Source organism: Bizionia argentinensis JUB59, from assembly GCF_000224335.1.
Classification (GTDB): Bacteria; Bacteroidota; Bacteroidia; order Flavobacteriales; family Flavobacteriaceae; genus Algorimicrobium; species Algorimicrobium argentinense.
This window is the reverse complement of sequence record NZ_AFXZ01000067.1, coordinates 169,040-189,088: the sequence shown is the minus strand read 5'-3', so window position 1 is coordinate 189,088 and position 20,049 is coordinate 169,040. Positions and strand designations below refer to the sequence as shown.

Sequence of the window (20,049 nt, the reverse complement as noted above, 5' to 3'; positions counted from 1 at the left end):
GTACAAATGTAATTAATCTAAGAATGAACTAAAAACGATTTGCTAGGCATCTCACACAATATTATTAACAGATTTCCATTATATTGACATTACAAACTATACCTATGCTTTTTTATAAATACCGAAACCTTACTCATTGGATTATTGTTGCCGCCAGTTTTGTTATTATATCCCTTATTCTGTGGAACACTTTTGTGTTCTTTCAATATTTTAAAGAAGAACAACGACAGAAAATGGATATCTGGGCATATGCTCAAATTGAATTTCAAAAAAACATGTTAGAAGATGATGTAAACCCAATGGTTGCCCGTGTTTTAATCAGTGCAAATGACAACAAAATTATTGTTGTAGATAAAGCTGGAGCCGTTGGATTAACTAATAATATAGAAGATAAAAGCCTGAAAAATGAAACGAGTACAAAAAAACTAATAGAACAATTAACAGCTGAAAATGTACCTATTGAATTTTCTTATATTGACCCCAAAACGAATCAAAAAGTACATGATGGTTATCTATATTATGGCAACTCACCCTTAATAACTAAACTAAAATATTATCCTCTCGCACTCCTACTCATTATCATATTATTTGGGGCGGTTGCATATTTCTTTTACCGAAGCACAAAAATTGCCACTCAAAACAAATTATGGTCTGGTATGGCCAAGGAAACTGCACATCAAATTGGTACGCCATTATCCTCTTTAATTGGTTGGACGGAAATTTTAAAAATAGAACACGTTAATCCTGAATATATAACTGAAATAGAAAAAGACATTAGTCGCTTGCAAACTATTACCGAGCGCTTTAGTAAAATTGGTTCTTTGCCAAAATTAGAAAAAGCAGATATTGTAGCCGAAACTTTAGAGTCTTACGATTATTTAAAAACACGGTCATCCAAACTCATTCAATTTGAAATATCAGTTCCTGAAAATCCTATTTATGTCCAATTAAATAAGCAGCTGTACAGCTGGACAATTGAAAATATAGTGAAAAATGCTATAGATGCTATGCGTGGAAAAGGCAAATTAATTATCCAGATCTCCCAATTAGAAGACAACGTAAAAATAACCATTATAGATAGTGGAAAAGGGCTTTCTAGAACGCAATTTAAACGTATCTTTGAACCTGGATTTACAACTAAAAAACGGGGTTGGGGATTAGGTTTATCGTTAGCCAAGCGTATTATAGAAGAATTCCATAATGGTAAAATTCATGTGCTTGAATCTGAAATTGATAAAGGAACCAGCATGCAAATCGTTTTTAAATCTATTTAAGTATGGACGATCAATTTATTACTATTAAAGAAGTTGCTATTAATAATAACTGCCCAGAGTGTTATAACACTAATGGTTTGCAACTTACTTTTAAGCAAAAATTTAAGGACACACGTTTTTACAAAACATTAACTAGTGAAACTGCTCATCAGTTATTTTGTAAAACCTGTGAAACAGCTATATACCCCATAAACTGGACAGATGATATTGATCGTGTTTTTGATTATCACCAACGCGCATTTGAACCTAAAAAAGCATCTTTAAAACTAAAAAGATCTGCTTATATTGCCATTGGCACTCTAGTTGGAATTATAGTAATTGCTATTGCTGTAACTATATACCTTACTAATTTATAAGTGGGCTCGAATAGCTTCAGCAACCGCTTCAAAATCTTGTTCCGTTAATGTTTCTTTAGTCATAAATCGAGCATCATCCATTGAGTTTAGTGGAATTAAATGCACATGTGCATGTGGTACTTCCAATCCTATAACTGTCATTCCCACACGTTTGCAAGGCACTGCTTTTTCTATAGCCAATGCAATTTGTCTGGAAAACTCCATCAAACCGTGATAACCTACCTCATCTAAATCAAATAATTTATCTACTTCCTGCTTAGGAATACAGAGTGTATGTCCTTTAGCATTGGGGTTAATATCTAAAAATGCGAAATAATCGTCTGTTTCCGCAATTTTATAACACGGAACTTCGCCATTAATAATTTTTGTAAATAGTGATGCCATAGCTTCTATTATTGATATACCTGTAAATATAACAAGATTCCTGACATGCAAAGAATCATCCATACCAAATTTTTACAAATTATAAGTAAATGAAATACGCTTAAGAACCAAAATAAAGTTAGGGTTATGGTATAAAAAAACAGCGACATGTTGGATTAACATGTCGCTGTTAGTATATTGAATACTTTTTTTCCGGAGATCGTGTGTTAAAACAGCGGCTATTTCTACTTTATTAGCAGATTAGCTTCACTAATTTTCAGTTTACCTACTTTCATGTTAACTGACAGGTAGACGTAGGAATTTTATCTAGATATTTCTAGAACATCAAACTTAATGATCCCACTTGGCACGTGCACTTCGGCAACATCGCCAACCGATTTGCCTAGCAAACCTTTTCCAATTGGAGAGTTAACCGATATTTTACCTGAAGCTAAATCTGCTTCACCATCGGCAACCAATGTATATATAACTTCCACACCATTGGTTTGGTTTTTAATTCTCACTTTAGAAAGCACCAAAGCTTTCGTTAGGTCTAATTGCGATTCATCAATAAGGCGTGCTCCAGCTAAAACACCTTCTAGTTTCGAAATTCTCATTTCTAACATACCTTGTGCTTCTTTGGCGGCATCATATTCAGCGTTTTCACTTAAATCTCCTTTATCTCTAGCTTCTCCAATAGCTTGTGATGCTTTTGAGCGCTCAACATCCTTTAATTGGCGCAGATCATCACGTAATTTCTTTAACCCCTCGGCGGTGTAATAAGATATTTTACTCATAATTTTATGATTTATAATAATAATAAAAAATGCTGAAAACAAATATTAGCTAGCACCAAATCTGTTCAGCATACAAAAATCCCGCTTCCACGAGATATGAATACAAAGCTACACAATTTTTTTGATTTCTATAAGTTTAAGAATTGTTAATAATATGATAAGTAGCTTGCTCATAATCCTTTTGAATAGAAATCTTACAAAAGACGTTAAGAAACGAAGTTTTACGAACTTCACTTTTTGTTGTAAATTGCACCTAAAAAACAATCAGTTATGAAAATTATAAAATACCTATCGCTCCTCGCTTGTATTACTTTCATATTTACGTCTTGCAGTAAAAATGATGACAACGTACGGCAAAATGAGTTTATACCAGATTATCAATTTGATACAGGCTCTTTAATCAACACCAATTTACCGCAGTATAACGATATGGAGTTCCCTAACAACTTTATAATATTGAGTAACACATACGGTATTAATGGTGTGGTAGTGTTTTATGCAGGCGGAAATAATTATAGTGCTTTTGAATTAACTGATCCCAATCACGTTATCCGTGATTGCTCAAAATTAACCGTTACTGGTGTTATAGCGACTTGTAATTGTGATGATGCTAAATCCTATGATATTCTAACAGGCCAACCTCAAGAGGGCACAACTGGACGTTATGGTTTAAAGCGTTATTACGTTGAAAAAACTGGAAACATTATTCGAGTTTATAATAATTAGAAGTTTATTTATTCTTCTTAAAAAAGCTTACAAACAAAAACTGCTTGGAACCATTATAAGTTTCAAGCAGTTTTTTGAGTTTAGAAAATTGTCAGTTTAAGTGTTATTGCAAACTAATATGTTAATGAAATATAAAACTTTTTGATTCCACTAGAACTGACGGTTGACTTACTAGAAATAGAGATCTCTGTTTTCGCCTATCTGCCGACAGGCAGGAATTCTAAAACTTCAAAGTCATTCCCAACAAGAAATTAGTTGTTGATTGCGGGTAAAAACCAGCACCATGAATTGTGGTTACCTGAGGTGGGTTTGAATAATCATCATCATATGTGTAATAAAAACCATTAGAGGCATATTTTACATTAAATATGTTATTCACCAATCCTGAAAATAAGATAGATTTTAAAATACGATTCGTTTTAATTTCATAATTAATATTAAAATCATTTATAAAATAATTATCCAATTTAGATGCTTTTGCTTCCGTGTTACTCATAAATTGATCGCCAACAAACTTACTTAATAGTGTTAGCTGTAAATTATTTATAGGTTGAAATGTTATCGCATTCGATGCAATCCACTCTGGTGAAAACGAAATAGACGTTTGTCCTAAATTCACCAAGCTTCCATCAATTTCCGTAATCGTTTCCTTATTTTTATTGGAACTCCAAGTAACACTAGGCTGTAAACTCCATTTTTCACCTAACTGAACAGCCGCTTCTATTTCCAAACCTAAACGGTAACTGTCACCACTATTAGTCCGAATAGGACTGCCCGACTGATCGAGGTCTCCAGTAAGTATTAACTGCTCATTATACAACATATAGTAGGCATTGACATTAATTCGGAATGCTTGCTTATCATGGCGCCAGCCTAACTCGAAATCATTTAACTGTTCCGGCTTAACGTCTGCATTATTTTCAAAATCATCACGACTAGGTTCACGGTTAGCACGGGCATACGAGAAATACATGCTGTTTTCAGCATTGAACTTATAGTTAATTCCTGCTTTCGGATTAAAAAACGTGTAGTTTTCGTCTACTTGAAGTAGCGTCATATAAGAGTTTATTCCATTAATTTCATAATCAACTAATCGTATTTGTAAGTCGGCAAACAGACTCATTTTATCATTCAACTTAAAAGTTCCTTTTCCGAAGAAATTAATATCTGTTTTAGTCCCTTTATTATCGTAATAACGATCCGTATTCATACTATTACTGGCAAATTGCGACCAGATAATTTCACCAAAATGATCGCCATTATAATAGCTATAAGAACCTCCAAAAAGCAAATCAGCAGCATTCTTTTTATAATTGGCATTGGCATTTACAACATAGAAATTATTATCTAACCAACGGCGGCGAACCAAATCCGTTTCCAAAATGGTTTCACTACCAATGGTTACATCATTAAGTCCATAATCGGCAAAAGAGGCGTCTTCCTTATATTGCTCGAAATAACCATGACCGGCTGTATAATTTAGAGCCATATTGGTAGACCAATTATTATCAAAACGTTGATTCCAGTGCAACTGATAATGGTCTTGCTGATAATCGTCTACTTCATTTTCATAAAACTGGATATCGCCATTTTCATCGGTGTATTCTCCAGCGGTGTTATAGGTTCTATCATTTTTTAATTTGTCCTTATCTTCCAAACCATTCCATGATTGGTATGTGACTTCTTTACCAGAAAATGTAATTGCTTTTATTAAGGTATTGTCGGTTTTATAAGATCCTTGTAGGAAATAGGATTTTAAATTAGATGTGGCGCGATCAATATAACCATCCGATTTAATATTCGATAAACGTCCAGCAAATTCAATACGATCATCCAGTAAACCTGTACTAAATTTCATGGTATGTTTACGTGTATTAAAACTCCCAAAAGAGTTAGATAACTCGCCATATGCCTCTTTTGAAACCGCATCCGTTAGCACATTAACACTCGCGCCAAAAGCTCCAGAACCGTTGGTTGATGTTCCTACACCTCGTTGTAACTGTAAACTTTCAACTGATGAAGCAAAGTCGTTTAAATTAACCCAAAACGTCCCTAGCGATTCCGAATCGTTATAAGGGATACCATTAATGGTTACATTGGTAGATTGTGCATTAATTCCACGCACCCGAATACCAGTATAACCAACGCCTGCACCAGCATCTGTAGTGGTTACAACAGATGGTAAAAAGTTTAATAAAATAGGAATATCTTGCCCTAAATTACGTTCTTGAATATCTTCTTTTGAAAGATTGGAATGTGTAATAGGTGAATCTGCCTTCACACGTACTGCGCGCACTAAAACCTCGTCTAAAGTTTCCAGCTTTGTGGAATCCTTTAGTTTTTCTTGTGCAAAACCAACAATTGAAGACGTTAAAAAAATGGAGAGTAAACTTACTTTTTGAAAATGTTGCCAGCGAAAAATTGACGCGTTGTTGAATAAAAATTTCATCCGATAAATAAATTTAGCGAATAAAAAGAGGTGATTATTCTGATTAAAATTAATTGTTTTTGCTGCTACACTTTATTACAAAGTACAACATCACAAAAGTTTGTGTTTTTCCTAAACAGCATTATCTGTTCTAGGTTCAATGGGTATGATCTCAGCCGTTTTGGGCACCCCTTTATGAGAACGCCGCAAAGGTAGTCTAGTTTTTCGGTTTAAAAAACACGAATGAAGAATATTTGTTTTATCAAAAGCAGTATATAAAATAGTGGCTAAAAACCATCAGCTATATTTCAGGTGGTTTCCTATTCGTCTTTTTATCCGCTTGCTTTTTCTTATTGGAAAGTCGTTTGAGCTTTACAGATCTTGGAACTTTTGTTGGTCTTCGTTTTTTAGGCACAATAAGTCCTTGCCTAATCAATTCTAAAAAGCGTTTGATAACCAAGTCTTTATTCTTATGCTGACTCCGACTTTCTTCGCTACTTAAAATTAAAACACCTTCCATTGTTAAACGATTACGTAAGCTTTTTTGAAGGCGTTCTTTTTGTCTTTCTGAAAAGACTTGTGAATTTGGTAAATCCCAATTCAAAACTACTTTAGAGGACGTTTTATTCACATGCTGACCGCCAGCACCCGAGCTTCTAGTTGCTTTAAATGATAATTCCGTTATAAGAAAGGCGGCATCAAACATATTATTTTATTTGGTGCGGTGATTTTAGTAAATCGTTAACCGTTTTAACAGGGTTAAAAGTAATTAGCGGTACTTCAACAAAAATAGTATTCCAATTCGCCATACTACCATTCCATAAACCTGGAATCTCTAGAGCTTTCAACTCTTTTCCTAAACGCGTTTTTTTAGATATAAATGCCGTATTATGGTCAACGAATTCAGTCAGATCGAATTTATTTCCTTTATAATCTTTAACACCACAAACCAAGTCGACAGGATTAAAATGAGTTGCGCTTTTTAATATACTTTTTTGCTCCTTATCCTTTTGATTAATTTGTGCCGACTCTACAATTTGAAGTGAAACTGTACCGGCTTCATCTTTAACCCAAAATGGACCACCACCAGGTTCTCCCTCATTTTTAACCATTCCACACACGCGAATTGGTCTATTTAATTTATCGTGAAGGTATTCAATCTGATACTTTTTGGCATATTTTTCAAATTCTGATGAAATATTCACTTGTAATTTACGTGATAAGAATTCGGCAATAATTATAATTTCTTTATGGCTTAAATTACCTGCTTCAATTTTATTTAAATATTGAAATGCCTGTTGTTGAAGTGTTATAAGAATGCCTCCTAAAATCTTTTTGTTTTTAGCTACCTCTTCCTTGTATTTATAAACGACGACATTATCAATGTTTTTGATAAAAATGATATCGGCATCTAAATCGTTTAAATTTTCAATTAATGCACCATGACCGGATGGGCGAAATAGCAATTCACCATTTTCCAAACGGAAAGGTTTATTTTCCATCGTTACCGCAATAGTATCCGTACTCGCTTTTTGGTAAGAGTACGTAATATCAAATTGTGAGTTTGTTTTACGCTCAACTTTATCTTCAATTCTCTCAAACTCTTGACTAAATTTATCTTTATGAATTTCAGAAATCGTGAAATGTAATTTAGCTTGTTTATTACAGGATGCGTACAAAGCAGATTCAAACAAATGCTCTTCAAAAGCGGTTGACACAATTTGATTTTTATACTCATGAAAAGGTAAAAGCCCTTTGGGGAAATCACTATAATTTAAGCCATCTTTATCCAGCATTGCCTTTACAAATAACTGCGTTCGATAACTGACATCAAGTTCTGAAAATTCAGGATAGGTTTTATTTAAAAGTTCCATAACCTCATGGTAAAAAGGAAATTTCTCTAATCCAACGAAGAAAATATGCAAATCTTTTGCGTCACGGTTGTTTAAATAGGAATTGATAGTTTCTTCAGCTGGATCATACTCCTCCAAAAACTGAAATAAAAACTTAAACATACGTGTAGCAGCGCCGGAAGCTGGAACAAATTTTATAATATTAAAATGATCTTTCTTTTTATTAAATAATGAAATTATTTCATCAATTTCAGTAACGTCAAGGCGTAAAACACCATGATTAACAGTCGCGGCAGCAACCAAATTTGAAAATGGTAAACCGGTAACAAATTTTTTTAATTGCTGATTAACCTGTTCTACTTTTAAACCTTTAAGCTGTATTTGCTCTATGTCTTTTTCGGAAAAAGTCATGCGTTATTTTTTTAATAATTCATCAATATGCGATACGGCAGTTATAAAACGATTAGTCATATCTCCTTCTAATAAGACATAGGGTTTTTTATGTGATTCCAAAGCGTTTTGGAACGCTCGAAACATCGATTCTCGTTCATGTGGTTTATCGCGAATGCCGTCAGATTCCCAAGGAAGATCAATATTAGTCAAAAAATAAAGATTATAGTAATTTTCCGATGCAAATCTATCTAATGCTTCCGAAGTAAAACCCTGATAATAAGCTTCACCATAAACTTTTGTTTCTAATAGATCGGTATCGCAAATTAGTAACTTATTGGCTTCTAAAGTCAATTTATTTTCCAATGCCATCTGACCTTCTGCTATTGGCAATACATCATCTTGGGTTAGAACCTCATTCTTTTGCGCCTTCTTTTCGGCATAAATTCTTGAAAATTCAGGCACCCAAAGCGTATTATAATGAGCAGCTAGTTTTTTAGCTAAAACGGTTTTTCCCGTCGATTCCGGGCCAAACAAAACAATTTTCAAGCAATTACTGTCTCTTTGTTTAAGTGTTTTTTCCATGCTATATAACCATAAATTGCTAAAACTGTAAAGCCTAAATACTGCAGGCTTGTAAAGGTAAATCCTTTATAAAAATATAAAGGCACTGAAATAATATCGCCTATAATCCAGAAAATCCAGTTCTCTACTTTTCGCTTGGCCATAAGCCACATACCGACGAAAAATATGGCTGTTGTTAAAATATCTACATAAGACACAAATCCTGACCATTTATCAAAAATCGTATAGATTATAATGACAGCAATAATGGCAGCAATAAAAATACCAACTGAAATTTGTCTATCTTTTTTAGTGGTTAAAGTAATAGGCGTTTCATGTGTGTCATCCACTTTTCGCGTCCAAATATACCAACCATAAATACTCATGGTAAAATAGTAGATATTAATCATCATATCGCCAAGTAAGCCCCATTTTAACAATAGATATACAAAAATAGCTGTGCTAATAATACCTGTGGGAAAAACAAAAATATGATTCTGTTTAGAGTACCAAACCGACATAAAACCGAAAATAACGGCTATGATTTCTAAAACAATATCTAAAGTATCGTACGTACTGTACTGACCGAATAAATAATCAAAAATGAGGTTCATAATCCTGTCTGTCCGATTTTGCAATTTTCATATGAAGCAAACCACGCTCAATAAGTTGAAAAGCTTCTTTAATTTCTACAGTTAGTAAATGCATAACTGCATCATAATCGCCATAAACTTGTGTGCTTAAAGGGTTTTCAAGAACGGTTAAATCTGACGCTCGTAATTTTTTAATAAAATGAATGATGGCTGGTTCATAGTCATCATGCAATGGCGTTAAGGTTAATTCTACTGATATTTTCATATTTATTTGTCTTGTCGCAAAAGCGGTGATCTATTTTGTAATTATTATTATTTTAGTTTTTCTATCTCTAAACTCTGCTCGAGGTGCCACAATCAATTTTGAAGTTCTTGAAAAAACGTTTCATCATCTTCAAAAGCGGTTCCTATCACGACCATATCGGCTCCAGCTTGATAAGCTTGTTTCATTTGTTTTACACTTCGAATACCGCCGCCGACAATTATTGGTAAATTAACATCTGTTTTTACCGCGTTTATTATTTCTGAAGAAACAGGTTTTAAAGCACCACTACCCGCTTCTAAATAAATTAATTTCATACCGAGTAATTCGCCAGCTTTGGCAGTATCAGCAATCAATTGAATATTTTCATTTTGTAGCGGCTTCGTTTCTGTTACACGCTGTACCCCCGTTTGTTTCCCATTTTCAATGAGCAAATAACCTGTTGGAATAATTTCCATCGTAGAGTTTTTCAATTTGGAAACCGCTTGTACATGCTTACCTATTAAATAATCAGGATTTCTTCCAGAAATTAATGATAAAAATAAAATAGCATCTGCATGGTTCGTTATTTGAGAGACATCACCAGGAAATAAAACGATTGGTAACTTTGTGTGTTTCTTAATTTCTTGTACTAACTTATCCGTGAGCTGTTCTTCGACTTCACTTCCGCCTACAAATATATGTGTGGCAATAGATAGGTTTGCTTTCTTAATAAAACCAGGCACATGACTTAAATCCATTTTATCGGGATCGATTAAAACGGCTAATAATTTTTCATTATTAGAAAAAGACTGAGTTATATTTTTATAAACCGCTTTCATTAGGACTTTGGTAAGGCAAAAGCGCATGTAAAACCTTCGAATTCTAAAAACGTTGTTTGATAATCATATTTTCTATTGTTGTAATCTATCCAAGCAATAGTTTCACAGTCTTCTATTTCAAACGGAATGACTAAAGTATGCTGTAAAAAGCTTAAACCTGGTGTGGCAAATAATTTATAAAGCGATTCTTTAACACACCAAATAACGGTTAGTTTTCTAATATAATCTGTACAATCAGTATTCAAATACTGACTTTCATAATCCATGAATTTATGGGCAATAACACCAATTTTATCGCGCTGCTTTTCAATGTCAATACCAACTTCACAATCACTAACAACAACCCCTGAAAACGTAAAAGAATGCGTAATGGAAATATGCTTTCCGTCTTTTAAATGTGGTTTCCCATTTTCATCATAAAACAAATCGGAATCCGTATAACCAAACTCCGCTAGCAAATGCCTAACACTTAAAAATCCACGCTGGTGCAGTTCACTTTTCATACCTAAAACACGCTTTAAACTTTCTGGTTTTAGACTAATAGGCTGAATCAAGTCATCATACGACTCCTCTATCTTCCAGATTTTAACAGTAGTTTGTGAGTTGGGATTAAGGGTTTTATAAAGCGGCATTTAATTTTCTAAAAGTTATTAGTTATCTTTGCAATGCTTAAGGCAGGTTTGACAATTATGACAAGCGAATTTAACTATTTTATGTCCTATTGCCAAAGTTGTTAGACTTTAAAAAAATTAGAAAAAAATTATTATGACTACAAAAACTGTTACTTATATACCGAATAAGGTAAAAGATATGTCGCTTGCGGCTTGGGGAAGAAAAGAGATGAATTTAGCCGAAGCAGAAATGCCAGGACTAATGAGTCTTCGTGAAGAGTACAAAAACGAACAACCATTGAAAGGTGCACGTATTGCAGGATGTTTACATATGACTATCCAAACGGCTGTTTTAATTGAAACACTACAAGCTTTAGGCGCAGAAGTTACTTGGAGTTCTTGTAATATTTTCTCGACACAAGATCAGGCTGCTGCAGCTATTGCAGAAGCAGGAACGGCTGTGTACGCATGGAAAGACATGACCGAAGAAGAGTTTGATTGGTGTATTGAACAAACCTTATTTTTTGGCGAAGACCGCAAACCTTTAAACATGATTTTAGATGATGGTGGCGATTTAACCAATATGGTTTTAGATAGATACCCAGAATTAGCTGCTGGAATTAATGGTCTTTCTGAAGAAACGACTACCGGTGTTCACCGTTTATACGAGCGTGTAAAAGCTGGAACATTACCAATGCCTGCCATTAATGTGAATGATTCGGTTACTAAATCGAAATTCGATAATAAATACGGTTGTAAAGAAAGTGCAGTTGATGCCGTTCGTCGTGCAACAGATATTATGTTAGCTGGAAAACGCGTTGTTGTTTGTGGTTACGGCGATGTTGGTAAAGGTACTGCTGCTTCTTTTAAAGGTGCTGGAAGCATTGTAACCGTTACAGAAATCGATCCTATATGTGCGCTTCAAGCGGCCATGGACGGTTTTGAAGTTAAGAAACTAGAAACGGTTGTTGCTAATGCAGATATTGTTATTACTACAACAGGAAATAAAGATATCGTTCGTAGCGAACATTTTGAAGCTATGAAAGACAAAACAATTGTATGTAACATCGGACACTTTGATAATGAAATCGATATGGCTTGGTTAAACAAAAACCATGGTAATACCAAAGACGTTATCAAACCACAAGTTGACAAATATACTATAAACGGAAAAGACGTTATTCTTTTAGCGCAAGGTCGTTTAGTTAATTTAGGTTGTGCAACAGGTCACCCAAGTTTTGTAATGAGTAACTCTTTTACAAACCAGACGTTGGCGCAAATTGAACTTTGGAAAAACAAAGACGCTTACGAAAACGATGTGTATATGTTACCAAAGCATTTAGACGAAAAAGTAGCTAAATTGCACCTAGAAAAAATTGGCGTGGAGCTTACGGAACTTAAAGAAGATCAAGCCAAATATATTGGTGTTGATGTTGCTGGTCCTTATAAGCCGGAATACTACAGATACTAACAAATTCCTGCGAAGGCAGGAATCTCATATTAAAAATCCCAAGCAGCAATGTTTGGGATTTTTTTTGGGCAATTGCCACTTCACAAAAGCTACGTAGCAACACGCCTTCCACTATATCTTTTTATCCTGCCTCAAAAAAGGATGTCGTTACAAATGCACAGCATTCACGATTTCTTATTTATTAAAGTAGAAATACATGAGTAATCCCTATCACGAGCATATCTCTAAATAAACAATTTTGATCCAGACCTCACAGGTTTTATCCCGAAGCATCCGGACTGAGAAGTCTTTAAAAAAAAGGTTCTTTTTTAAATAAAAACCTCATATCAATACACACCTACAATAATTCTAAAATCGTAACTTGGTTTACTTAAAACGTCATTTATGAGTTCACAAAAAATAGATAATTTAATAAATATTTTAGAAAATAATATTGAAAACCGCGATATGGCAAACTCAAAAGTTTCCAAAGCAAATGTTGCATGGCATATAGATCATAGCTTTAAGGTAATTAATGGGGTAATTAAAACCCTTCAGACTTCAGATTCTTCTTTATATAAAAATAATTTCAGTTTTTTAGGGAAATTATTTTTCTCTTTAGGCTTTTTTCCAAGGGGAAAAGCACAAGCACCAAAAAATGTAAAACCGCCCGAAATAATTTTAGAAGAAGACCTTATAAATCAACTGGAGCAATCTAAAATACTTATTAAAGCCCTACCTGATTTAGATAAAAATGCGTTTTTTAAGCATCCCATGTTTGGAGACATTAACAAACCAAAGATTTATCGTTTTTTAGAATTACATACAAATCATCACGTGAAGATTATAAACGAGATTATGGCCAAATAAAAAACCCTCTCTGTTGCCAGAAAGGGTTTTAATATATCAAAGAATCTGTTTCTTAAGCCTCGAAAGGTTCAATAGAAACATAAGATTTGTTATCTTTTTTCTTTGTAAATTTCACAAGTCCGTCTACTTGAGCATGTAACGTGTGATCTTTTCCGCCATACACATTTTCACCTGGGTGATGTGTATTGCCTCTTTGTCTTACGATGATATTTCCAGCAATAGCAGCTTGTCCACCAAAAATCTTAACACCTAGGCGTTTTGATTCTGATTCTCTACCGTTTTTAGAACTACCAACTCCTTTTTTGTGAGCCATTGTCTTAAGGTTTTATTTATTAATAAAAACGAAATTATTTTTCGATTCCGCCGTCTAATTTATCTTGTAATTCTTTAAGTTCATCCCACTTACCATCAGCAGCTAAAGCTGCTTGTTTTGGCCAAGTGTCAGTCACAATGTGAGCTAATCTTGAACTTGCATCTGATAACACAGTGCTTAATGCTTCAGGTGTCGCTTTAGCTATTTTAGCAAAAGTTTCAAATCCTGCATTTACCAAAGCTTCTGCAGCTTTTGGTCCAGCACCTTCAATTTTCTTTAAATCGTCTGCTTTTGCGGTTGATTTTTTAGGAGCAGCCTTTTTAGCTTCCGCTTTTGGCGCTTCCTTTTTAGCTGGAGCAGCTTTTTCAGCTGGTTTAGCTTTTTCAGTTTTAGCAACAGGCTTTGATCCCGAAGCTACAATGCTTTCAATTACGATTTCAGTTAAAGCTTGTCTGTGTCCATTTTTGACACGGTAACCTTTACGTCTTTTCTTTTTGAAAACGATTACTTTATCACCTTTAAGGTGCTTTAAAACTTTTGCTCCTACTAGAGCTCCGTTTATAGCTGGGGCGCCTACAGTTATATTGTCACCATCTGCAATTAAAAGAACGTTATCGAAAGAAACTTCCTTACCTTCTTCTGTTGCTAAACGATTAACAAAAACTTTTTGGTCTTTTTCAACTTTGAATTGATGCCCTGCTATCTCTACAATTGCGTACATAGCGTAACGTTTTTATTAAATTAGTTTATAAATTTGCTAACCTCACGGAAAGCGGATGCAAATATACTTCTAAATAATTAAACTACAAACCTTTTACTTATTTTAAGAAACATTCCAACTTTTTTTATAATACTGCATAACTGTAAATGCCGAGATAACGGTTGTTGCAATTCCCATAATTCCAACTACAACCGTTATTACACCAATACTTACAGGTGTTCCAACATTAACAACTTCTAAAAGCTGCGGTAAAAAATCACTATTAATTTCTGTAATATAAACTAAAAAAAATATTGTAAAAATAACTGTTGCCATAATTCCCGTTGTCAAAGCGGCCATAAACCCACCCGTATAAGTATATTTATCACCTTGCTCTAATTTATAGTAACGTACCGTTTCAAAAATCCCAAAAGCCGTAATAAAAGCATTTAAAAAGCTAAAAACTGGATTTGTATGCTTATCAATAAGTGCTAATAGTAAAAAATAGGCGATAAGTACTATACTCGTTATCAAACCAAAACGAACCGGTAATATTAAATTCTTCATATATCATTGTTTTTAGTGGTTCTTAAATTTCGTGAAAATTTATGTCAATAAATAATTTGTTTATGTTTTTTTAGCAATCAGCAGGAAAGCGCTAAGTATTTCTTATTTTTGAAAAACTGTAACATTTTCATTACAACATAGACATATATTATGTCATTTAACAAAAACAAACACATATGAAAAAAGGATTATTAACTTTTTCTGCATGTTTACTAGCCTTAATAGCTAGTAACGCTCAAGAAGTGAAATTTGAAGAATTTGATTTAGATAATGGATTGCACGTTATTCTTCATCAAGACAATACAGCACCAGTAGTATCTACTTCGGTAATGTATGATGTAGGTGGAAAAGACGGTGATAGAAGTCGTACTGGTTTCGCTCACTTTTTTGAACACCTATTATTTGAAGGGTCAGAGAATATTGGTCGTGGTGAATTCATGAAAATTATTCCTGCAAACGGCGGAACATTTAATGCCAACACAATGCAAGACAGAACCTATTATTATGAAGTATTTCCTTCTAATAAATTAGAGTTAGGCTTATGGTTAGAATCTGAACGTATGCTACACCCTGTTATTGATCAAGTTGGTGTAGACACGCAAAATGAAGTGGTAAAAGAGGAAAAACGTCAAAGTCTTGACAACAGACCTTATGGAAACTTACTAAATTCTATTGGCGAAAACTTATTTACATTGCACCCTTACAACGGATCGCTTATTGGTGAAATGGAACATTTAGATGCTGCAACTCTTGAGGAGTTTATGGCATTTTTCAACAAATACTACGTTCCTAATAACGCTGTATTAGTTATTGCTGGTGATATTGATGTGGCAAAAACAAAATCTTTAGTTAAAGATTATTTCGGTGCTGTTAAAAAAGGTCCAGCTGTAGTTCGTGATTTCCCTATGGAAGAGCCAATTACTGAAACTATTAAAGCAACCACCTATGATAAGAACATTCAAACACCTGCAATTATTGCTGCATACAGAGCACCTGGAATGGCAACTAAAGACGCTCGTATTTTGGATATGATTTCAACCTATTTAAGTGGCGGTAAGAGTTCAGTTTTATACAAGAAATTAGTAGACAACCAAAAACAAGCGCTTACAGTACAAGCTATAAACTTAGCACAAGTTGATTACAATATTTTTGCTTTGTTTGCTTTACCACTAGGTGATGTACCACTTCAAACAATTCTATCTGAAATGGATGAAGAAATTGTAAACCTTCAAAACGAATTAATTTCAGAACGCGATTACCAGAAGCTTCAAAATCAATTTGAAAATCAGTTTGTAAATGCAAATGCTAGTATTGCTGGAATTGCAGAATCATTAGCCTCTTACTATTTATTATATGGCGATGTTAATTTGATTAATAAAGAAATAGAGATTTACCGTTCTATTACAAGAGAAGATATACAAAACGTGGCTAAAAAGTATTTAAATACTAATCAGCGCGTAGAAATAGAATATTTACCAAAAAAAGATGATCAATAAGATGAATACATATAATATAAAAACAAAACTATCTGCTTTTGTTGTCCTATTTTTTATAGCTTTTAGTGTTTCGGCTCAGATAGACCGATCAAAGCAACCAAAAGCAGGACCTGCACCAAAAATAATTTTGGAGGAGCCTGGCGAATTTCAATTAAAAAACGGCCTAAAAGTATTAGTTGTAGAAAACCACAAACTACCGCGCGTTTCCTATTCTTTACGTATAGATAACAGCCCAATTTTTGAAGGTGATATCGCTGGTGTAACAAGTGTATTAGGTGCTATGCTAGGAAACGGAACAACATCTATTCCTAAAGATGCATTTAATGAAGAAATTGACTTTTTAGGCGCTAGCCTTAATTTAGGTTTCGGTAGCGGTTATGCAAGTTCGTTATCTAAATACTCGGAGCGTATTTTGGAATTAATGGCGGATGCCGTTATGAATCCATTATTAGTGGAAGAAGAATTTGAAGCTGAAAGAAATAAACTTATTGAAAGTTTAAAAAACAGCGACAAAAACCCAGACGCTATTGCAAGTCGTGTTGGTAGTGCTTTATCTTACGGAAAAACACATCCCTATGGTGAGTTTACAACGGAAGAAACGCTTAAAAACATTTCTTTCAACAACATCAAAGCTTACTACCAACAATACATGAATCCTAATGAAGCGTATTTAGTGGTTATTGGTGATGTAGATTTTAAAACTGTTGAAAAGCAAGTAAAAAAATACTTTAAGAAATGGGAAACTGGCGCTAGTGTATCGTCTACGATTCCAAAGCCAGCTGAAAGTTTACCAGTACCACAAATTAACTTTATTGATGTACCTGGTGCTACACAATCCAATATTTCTGTAACAAATAATGTATCGTTAAAAATGAACGATCCAGATTATTTTTCAGCGTTAATAGCAAACGAAATCCTTGGTGGTGGCGGTGAAGGTTATTTATTTTTAAATCTTCGTGAAAAGAATGGTTATACGTACGGTTCTTATTCTAATGTTGGCGCTAACCGTTACGGTATGTCTCGTTTTAGTACAACAGCTAAAGTAAGAAATGCGGTAACAGACAGTTCTGTTGTTGAAACTTTAAAAGAAATTAAACGTATTAATAACGAGCCAGTTGATGCTGAAGTATTACGTAATGTAAAAGCAAAATATACGGGTAACTTTGTAATGGCTCTAGAGCGTCCGCAAACTATTGCGAGCTATGCACTGAACATTAAACTAAATAATTTACCAAAGGATTTTTACGAAACATATCTTCAAAGAATAAACGACGTAACAATTAAAGACGTTCAGGCTGCTGCAAACAAATTTATGCGCCCAGCGAATGCGCGTATAATTGTAGTTGGAAATGGTAGCGAAGTGTTAGAAAACCTAGAAAAAGTAGGTTTACCTATTCGTTATTACAGCAAATTTGCTGACTTAACTGAAAAGCCTGAAACAAGTATTGAAATGCCAGCTGATATGGATGCAAGCAAAGTGCTTAACAACTATATTAATGCTGTTGGTGGTTCAGATGCTGTAAACAAAGTGAAAACTGTTTATTATTCTGCGGAAGCGGAAGTGCAACCGGGTGTTGTGGTTAATTTAGAAATGAAAAATTCTACTAAAAACCAATCTAAACAACAAGTTAGTGCAATGGGACAAACGCAACAAATCCAAGTATTAAATGGTGATGCGGGTTATTCAATTGTGCAAGGTACACGTACCGAGATGACTGAAGAGCAAGTTAAAGCAGCACAAGTTAATTCATCTCCTATTCCAGAATTAAACTACTTAAATAGCGGTGTTACTCTTGAGAAAATCGAAAAGGTTGACGGTGCAAATGCTTATAAGATTAAAGTCGACGAAGAAACATCTATTTATTACAGTGTTGAAACAGGCTTAAAAATCAAAGAAACTAAAACTTCAGAAAACGGACAATCGTCTACATTATTTGGCGATTACAAAGAAGTTAAAGGCGTTAAGTTTCCATTCAAAATATCTCAATCAATGGGACCACAATCTATTGATTTAATCGTAAAAGAAATGAAGGTAAACGAAGGTGTTTCGGATGCTGATTTCAAATAAATAAAATCGATTAGATACTTAAAAGCCTGAAGGAAACTTCGGGCTTTTATTTTTTACGCTTATGAGATAAGTAAACACCTATTAAAATAATAAACGATCCAAATCCTTGCAACAAACTAAATCCTTCTCCATCTAAAACTCCCCAAAACAAGGCAATAACAGGCATTAAAAAGGTTACAGAGGATGCGAACACAGGTGTAGACATTTGCACCAATTTAGCAAACAGTACTTTTGCCAAAGCAGTTCCAAAAAAGGCTAAAATTGTTACATAAACCATGGCCATTTTCAAGTTTGGGTTCTCAAACGTTTCTGAGGTAAAGAAATCGGAGAAAAACAAAACAATCAGTGCTGGTATACTAATTACAGCATAGTTTCCCGCAGCAATAGCCAAAGGCTTTACATCTTGTAAGTACCGCTTAATAATATTCACATTAGCAGCATACATAACTGTTGAAATAATAATAAAACCAGCATACAAATAGTTTTGCTCCGGATTTAACTCTGCTCCTTTCAAAATAAGAATGGCCGTCCCTACAAAACCGACAATTACACCTAAAACTTGACGTTTAGTTGAAGCAATTCGAAAAACAGCAAAACCTAGTAAAATAGTATTCAAAGGCACTAATGAATTTAATATGGAAGCCACAGCACTATCTATTTCCGTTTCGGCGATAGCAAATAGAAAAGCTGGAAAGAAAGACCCTAATAAACCTGAAAGCCCAATCCATTTCCATTGTCGCTTATCAATCGTTTTAAGCTTATTAAAACCGACAGCTAACAGAAAAAATCCCGTGATAATAGTTCGTAAAGCACCTAATTGATATGGTGTTAGCCCTAAAAGTGATTTTTTAATAAGAATAAACGATGTTCCCCAAATCATGGAAAGCACCACCAAATATAACCACTTGCTATTAATTTCCTTCATGTAAAATAGTTAAAGGCACAAAATTGGAGTTTTAAATGCAATAAATGGCAATATTTAGTAAATTTGTAAAGAACTTAATAAACGATTTAAAATGAAGAGCTTAAAAAACATAATGACGCTTGTTGTATTAATTTTAGTATTTGCAAGTTGTAAAAATGAAACAACACCGGAGGTAGTAAACGTTGAAACAACACCGACTCCAGAAGTTACTAAAGCAGAATTAGATCCAAATGCGACTTATGCTAAAGCAGAATTTACCATTGAAGGTATGACATGTGCTATGGGATGTGCTAAAACAATTGAAAAGAAAATGGCAAGAATGGATGGTGTAAAATCGGCTAAAGTTGATTTTGATACCCGTTTAGCTATGGTAGAATATGATGAAGCCAAAGTAAACGCAACATCTTTAGAAGAAGCTGTTAAAAAATCTGGAGAAATCTATTCTGTAAAAGACATGAAAACGGTTGATAGTTTTGATGCCGATATGAAAACTTGCGATAAAGATTGTAAAAAAGCTTGTTGTGCTGATAAAACAGAAGCGGAAAAAACAGAATGCGCTGAAGACTGTAAAATGGCTTGTTGCGCGGATAAAAATAAGGCCAAAGCCTAATCAAACACATTA

At 34.1% G+C, this 20,049-nt stretch carries 22 protein-coding genes; 8 read left to right on the top strand and 14 right to left on the bottom strand.

All coding sequences use genetic code 11. The annotated features are described in order from the left end of the window. Window positions 1-104: 104 nt before the first annotated feature. Both BZARG_RS14485 and BZARG_RS14480 read left to right on the top strand, forming a co-directional pair. Complete coding sequence (locus tag BZARG_RS14485; protein ID WP_008639702.1) at window positions 105-1,274, top strand: sensor histidine kinase; 1,170 nt, start codon at window positions 105-107, stop codon at window positions 1,272-1,274. 2 nt (window positions 1,275-1,276) lie between these two features. Next, a complete protein-coding gene (locus BZARG_RS14480; protein WP_008639560.1) occupies window positions 1,277-1,630 on the top strand; it encodes a hypothetical protein in 354 nt (117 codons plus the stop codon). Here the strand turns inward: BZARG_RS14480 and BZARG_RS14475 are convergent. Then, a complete protein-coding gene (locus tag BZARG_RS14475; protein ID WP_008639615.1) occupies window positions 1,625-2,014 on the bottom strand; it encodes an HIT family protein in 390 nt (129 codons plus the stop codon). The two genes, BZARG_RS14480 and BZARG_RS14475, sit on opposite strands and share 6 nt — an antisense overlap. 302 nt (window positions 2,015-2,316) lie before the next feature. After that, on the bottom strand, window positions 2,317-2,790 hold the full coding sequence (greA, locus tag BZARG_RS14470; RefSeq protein WP_008639501.1) for a transcription elongation factor GreA: 474 nt from the start codon (window positions 2,788-2,790) through the stop codon (window positions 2,317-2,319). A gap of 270 nt (window positions 2,791-3,060) precedes the next feature. Here greA and BZARG_RS14465 point away from each other — a divergent pair, with 270 nt between their 5' ends. Continuing rightward, window positions 3,061-3,516 (top strand): hypothetical protein, encoded by a 456-nt coding sequence (locus BZARG_RS14465; protein ID WP_008639786.1) that lies wholly within the window; start codon window positions 3,061-3,063, stop codon window positions 3,514-3,516. 220 nt (window positions 3,517-3,736) lie between these two features. Here the strand turns inward: BZARG_RS14465 and BZARG_RS14460 are convergent, their stop codons facing one another. From BZARG_RS14460 to BZARG_RS14425, 8 genes are all read right to left on the bottom strand, one after another. Next, complete coding sequence (locus BZARG_RS14460; RefSeq protein ID WP_008639748.1) at window positions 3,737-5,965, bottom strand: TonB-dependent receptor; 2,229 nt, start codon at window positions 5,963-5,965, stop codon at window positions 3,737-3,739. Between the two features lie 280 nt (window positions 5,966-6,245). Further along, on the bottom strand, window positions 6,246-6,650 hold the full coding sequence (gene arfB / locus BZARG_RS14455) for an alternative ribosome rescue aminoacyl-tRNA hydrolase ArfB (protein ID WP_008639717.1): 405 nt from the start codon (window positions 6,648-6,650) through the stop codon (window positions 6,246-6,248). A 1-nt stretch (window position 6,651) separates the two neighbouring features. Next, window positions 6,652-8,208, bottom strand: a complete 1,557-nt coding sequence (locus BZARG_RS14450) for a DUF4301 family protein (RefSeq protein WP_008639778.1) — start codon at window positions 8,206-8,208, stop codon at window positions 6,652-6,654. 3 nt (window positions 8,209-8,211) lie between these two features. Beyond that, the gene (locus BZARG_RS14445; RefSeq protein ID WP_008639456.1) at window positions 8,212-8,772 is read right to left on the bottom strand and encodes an AAA family ATPase; all 561 of its coding nucleotides are present in this window, start codon (window positions 8,770-8,772) and stop codon (window positions 8,212-8,214) included. After that, window positions 8,733-9,365: a nicotinamide riboside transporter PnuC gene (gene pnuC / locus BZARG_RS14440; protein WP_008639460.1), complete on the bottom strand. Its 633-nt coding sequence runs from the start codon at window positions 9,363-9,365 to the stop codon at window positions 8,733-8,735. Before pnuC ends, BZARG_RS14445 begins: the two co-directional genes overlap by 40 nt. Further along, window positions 9,349-9,609 carry a thiamine-binding protein gene (locus tag BZARG_RS14435; RefSeq protein WP_008639740.1) on the bottom strand — a complete coding sequence of 87 codons (261 nt, stop codon included), beginning with the start codon at window positions 9,607-9,609 and terminating at the stop codon, window positions 9,349-9,351. The genes pnuC and BZARG_RS14435 overlap by 17 nt, the downstream gene beginning before the upstream one ends. A gap of 92 nt (window positions 9,610-9,701) precedes the next feature. After that, window positions 9,702-10,427, bottom strand: coding sequence for a geranylgeranylglyceryl/heptaprenylglyceryl phosphate synthase (locus BZARG_RS14430; protein WP_008639639.1), 726 nt, complete (start codon window positions 10,425-10,427; stop codon window positions 9,702-9,704). Continuing rightward, entirely contained in the window at window positions 10,427-11,059 is a 633-nt protein-coding gene (locus tag BZARG_RS14425; protein WP_008639497.1) for a 4'-phosphopantetheinyl transferase family protein, read from the bottom strand. The genes BZARG_RS14430 and BZARG_RS14425 overlap by 1 nt, the downstream gene beginning before the upstream one ends. A gap of 133 nt (window positions 11,060-11,192) precedes the next feature. Here BZARG_RS14425 and ahcY point away from each other — a divergent pair, with 133 nt between their 5' ends. Together ahcY and BZARG_RS14415 are read left to right on the top strand one after the other, a co-directional pair. Beyond that, window positions 11,193-12,509 (top strand): adenosylhomocysteinase, encoded by a 1,317-nt coding sequence (gene ahcY, locus BZARG_RS14420; protein ID WP_008639709.1) that lies wholly within the window; start codon window positions 11,193-11,195, stop codon window positions 12,507-12,509. 384 nt (window positions 12,510-12,893) lie between these two features. Then, a complete protein-coding gene (locus tag BZARG_RS14415) occupies window positions 12,894-13,358 on the top strand; it encodes a DUF1569 domain-containing protein (RefSeq protein ID WP_008639495.1) in 465 nt (154 codons plus the stop codon). 52 nt (window positions 13,359-13,410) lie between these two features. Here the strand turns inward: BZARG_RS14415 and rpmA are convergent, their stop codons facing one another. From rpmA to BZARG_RS14400, 3 genes are all read right to left on the bottom strand, one after another. Then, window positions 13,411-13,671 carry a 50S ribosomal protein L27 gene (gene rpmA, locus BZARG_RS14410; RefSeq protein ID WP_008639552.1) on the bottom strand — a complete coding sequence of 87 codons (261 nt, stop codon included), beginning with the start codon at window positions 13,669-13,671 and terminating at the stop codon, window positions 13,411-13,413. A gap of 34 nt (window positions 13,672-13,705) precedes the next feature. After that, window positions 13,706-14,392 carry a 50S ribosomal protein L21 gene (rplU, locus tag BZARG_RS14405; RefSeq protein WP_008639607.1) on the bottom strand — a complete coding sequence of 229 codons (687 nt, stop codon included), beginning with the start codon at window positions 14,390-14,392 and terminating at the stop codon, window positions 13,706-13,708. A gap of 102 nt (window positions 14,393-14,494) precedes the next feature. After that, on the bottom strand, window positions 14,495-14,938 hold the full coding sequence (locus BZARG_RS14400) for a DUF4199 domain-containing protein (RefSeq protein ID WP_008639737.1): 444 nt from the start codon (window positions 14,936-14,938) through the stop codon (window positions 14,495-14,497). Window positions 14,939-15,114: 176 nt separating this feature from the next. On the opposite strand from BZARG_RS14400, the gene BZARG_RS14395 reads away from it, so the two are divergent. Together BZARG_RS14395 and BZARG_RS14390 are read left to right on the top strand one after the other, a co-directional pair. Further along, window positions 15,115-16,434: a M16 family metallopeptidase gene (locus BZARG_RS14395; RefSeq protein ID WP_008639506.1), complete on the top strand. Its 1,320-nt coding sequence runs from the start codon at window positions 15,115-15,117 to the stop codon at window positions 16,432-16,434. 1 nt (window position 16,435) lies between these two features. Further along, a complete protein-coding gene (locus BZARG_RS14390) occupies window positions 16,436-18,502 on the top strand; it encodes a M16 family metallopeptidase (RefSeq protein ID WP_008639820.1) in 2,067 nt (688 codons plus the stop codon). 46 nt (window positions 18,503-18,548) lie between these two features. Here the strand turns inward: BZARG_RS14390 and BZARG_RS14385 are convergent, their stop codons facing one another. Then, window positions 18,549-19,427: a DMT family transporter gene (locus BZARG_RS14385; RefSeq protein WP_008639731.1), complete on the bottom strand. Its 879-nt coding sequence runs from the start codon at window positions 19,425-19,427 to the stop codon at window positions 18,549-18,551. 91 nt (window positions 19,428-19,518) lie between these two features. On the opposite strand from BZARG_RS14385, the gene BZARG_RS14380 reads away from it, so the two are divergent. After that, on the top strand, window positions 19,519-20,037 hold the full coding sequence (locus BZARG_RS14380) for a heavy-metal-associated domain-containing protein (protein ID WP_008639662.1): 519 nt from the start codon (window positions 19,519-19,521) through the stop codon (window positions 20,035-20,037). The last annotated feature ends 12 nt before the right edge of the window (window positions 20,038-20,049 follow it).

Coding starts and splice junctions, on each gene's coding strand:
- BZARG_RS14485 (WP_008639702.1), top strand. CDS start 105: ATGCTTTTTTATAAATACCGAAACCTTACTCATTGGATTATTGTTGCC.
- BZARG_RS14480 (WP_008639560.1), top strand. CDS start 1,277: ATGGACGATCAATTTATTACTATTAAAGAAGTTGCTATTAATAATAAC.
- BZARG_RS14475 (WP_008639615.1), bottom strand. CDS start 2,014: ATGGCATCACTATTTACAAAAATTATTAATGGCGAAGTTCCGTGTTAT.
- greA (WP_008639501.1), bottom strand. CDS start 2,790: ATGAGTAAAATATCTTATTACACCGCCGAGGGGTTAAAGAAATTACGT.
- BZARG_RS14465 (WP_008639786.1), top strand. CDS start 3,061: ATGAAAATTATAAAATACCTATCGCTCCTCGCTTGTATTACTTTCATA.
- BZARG_RS14460 (WP_008639748.1), bottom strand. CDS start 5,965: ATGAAATTTTTATTCAACAACGCGTCAATTTTTCGCTGGCAACATTTT.
- arfB (WP_008639717.1), bottom strand. CDS start 6,650: ATGTTTGATGCCGCCTTTCTTATAACGGAATTATCATTTAAAGCAACT.
- BZARG_RS14450 (WP_008639778.1), bottom strand. CDS start 8,208: ATGACTTTTTCCGAAAAAGACATAGAGCAAATACAGCTTAAAGGTTTA.
- BZARG_RS14445 (WP_008639456.1), bottom strand. CDS start 8,772: ATGGAAAAAACACTTAAACAAAGAGACAGTAATTGCTTGAAAATTGTT.
- pnuC (WP_008639460.1), bottom strand. CDS start 9,365: ATGAACCTCATTTTTGATTATTTATTCGGTCAGTACAGTACGTACGAT.
- BZARG_RS14435 (WP_008639740.1), bottom strand. CDS start 9,609: ATGAAAATATCAGTAGAATTAACCTTAACGCCATTGCATGATGACTAT.
- BZARG_RS14430 (WP_008639639.1), bottom strand. CDS start 10,427: ATGAAAGCGGTTTATAAAAATATAACTCAGTCTTTTTCTAATAATGAA.
- BZARG_RS14425 (WP_008639497.1), bottom strand. CDS start 11,059: ATGCCGCTTTATAAAACCCTTAATCCCAACTCACAAACTACTGTTAAA.
- ahcY (WP_008639709.1), top strand. CDS start 11,193: ATGACTACAAAAACTGTTACTTATATACCGAATAAGGTAAAAGATATG.
- BZARG_RS14415 (WP_008639495.1), top strand. CDS start 12,894: ATGAGTTCACAAAAAATAGATAATTTAATAAATATTTTAGAAAATAAT.
- rpmA (WP_008639552.1), bottom strand. CDS start 13,671: ATGGCTCACAAAAAAGGAGTTGGTAGTTCTAAAAACGGTAGAGAATCA.
- rplU (WP_008639607.1), bottom strand. CDS start 14,392: ATGTACGCAATTGTAGAGATAGCAGGGCATCAATTCAAAGTTGAAAAA.
- BZARG_RS14400 (WP_008639737.1), bottom strand. CDS start 14,938: ATGAAGAATTTAATATTACCGGTTCGTTTTGGTTTGATAACGAGTATA.
- BZARG_RS14395 (WP_008639506.1), top strand. CDS start 15,115: ATGAAAAAAGGATTATTAACTTTTTCTGCATGTTTACTAGCCTTAATA.
- BZARG_RS14390 (WP_008639820.1), top strand. CDS start 16,436: ATGAATACATATAATATAAAAACAAAACTATCTGCTTTTGTTGTCCTA.
- BZARG_RS14385 (WP_008639731.1), bottom strand. CDS start 19,427: ATGAAGGAAATTAATAGCAAGTGGTTATATTTGGTGGTGCTTTCCATG.
- BZARG_RS14380 (WP_008639662.1), top strand. CDS start 19,519: ATGAAGAGCTTAAAAAACATAATGACGCTTGTTGTATTAATTTTAGTA.